This is a genomic window from Variovorax sp. 10N432, from assembly GCF_056394465.1.
Window position 1 is genome coordinate 1 of sequence record NZ_JBFTHX010000138.1, and the last position, 660, is coordinate 660.

The 660-nt window shown below is 57.3% G+C and carries 1 protein-coding gene and 1 rRNA gene; one reads left to right on the forward strand and one right to left on the reverse strand.

Features of this window, described 5'->3' with window-relative positions; translation table 11 throughout:
* Positions 1-101: 101 nt before the first annotated feature.
* Entirely contained in the window at positions 102-452 is a 351-nt protein-coding gene (locus AC1DF3_RS37025; RefSeq protein WP_478142818.1) for a GNAT family N-acetyltransferase, read from the forward strand.
* Between the two features lie 114 nt (positions 453-566).
* Here AC1DF3_RS37025 and rrf read toward each other — a convergent pair.
* Positions 567-660: ribosomal RNA gene (rrf, locus tag AC1DF3_RS37030) — 5S ribosomal RNA — on the reverse strand; the annotation flags it as partial.

Below are 660 nucleotides of genomic sequence, written 5' to 3' on the forward strand. Positions count from 1 at the left end.
GCTGAAACACCTTCTTGGCAATGTCGACGGCAATGACGGTTCGTTCCATGATGGCCTCCATTCGATGTTGACGGTGGGACGCTCACTCTGACACTGCCGAGGTGTCGTGCCTAGCAGTAGTAGGAGGGAGGCGCCCATACCATCTGATCGATCTGCTGGAGGTCGACGGCATGCTCGCGGCCCTGGTTGAGATGATCCCCGAGTCGGAATGGCTGCTAATTGAAAACCTCGCGGTCGCTCCAACGTTTCAGCGCCGCGGTTGTGCACGTATCCTCTTGGAGCGAGCACAGGAAACGGCACTGGCCCTGCGACTCAAAGGACTCCGACTCTTCACGAACAAGTTGTTTGAGTCGAACGTCGATTTGTATCTTCGATACGGATTCGCTATCGATCGCGAGGAGCCCTTCATGGGTGGCATCACCGTTTATATGAGCAAATCTCTTACGGCCTGATCGCGAAACGCTGACATCCTGACTTTAGCGCGCGCTTGCTGATTGGCGCCCGCGCGGCGCCCCCAAAGCAAAACGCCCAGCCTTTTGAGGGGCTGGGCGGTTTGGGCTGTAAGAGCCTGACGATGACCTACTTTCACACGGGAACCCGCACTATCATCGGCGCTGAGGCGTTTCACTGTCCTGTTCGGGATGGGAAGGAGTGGGACCA